The sequence below is a fragment of the Oleiphilus sp. HI0132 genome, assembly GCF_001635845.1.
The window spans coordinates 1-356 of record NZ_LWGJ01001413.1 but is presented as its reverse complement, the minus strand read 5'-3'; the positions used below and the strand labels follow the sequence as shown (position 1 = coordinate 356).

The following is a 356-nucleotide window of genomic DNA, read 5'->3' as shown; positions in this document are numbered from 1 at the left end:
TTGAAATATTAAAAGAAAGCTATCATAAGACTTTAAGCAAAGTTAATTCTGAGGATTTTGAGTTTATTGAAGATAAATATTCAGGTGTATTTTTGCCATATTATTTTGAGGAGTATGAAGAAGCAAATCCAAAAATCATGATAGTCGGCAGAGAAACCTCTGGCTGGAATACAAACAATAATAAAAATACACTTAAGCGAATAATTGATAAAAACGCCAACAATTCGCTAAATGATATTATAGAAGAATCTCTATCAAGATATAGCTGGCATCTAAGAAGCAGCCCCGATGGTAAAATAAAGACAAAGCACAGAAGCAAATTCCAGCATTATTATAATAAAGTTTCTAAAGAGTTA

Annotated in this window: 1 protein-coding gene; it reads left to right on the top strand. The window is 30.3% G+C overall.

What is annotated here, in order from left to right:
- Window positions 1-356: hypothetical protein (locus A3766_RS31405; protein ID WP_197479675.1), on the top strand; the 356-nt coding region annotated here is incomplete at both ends.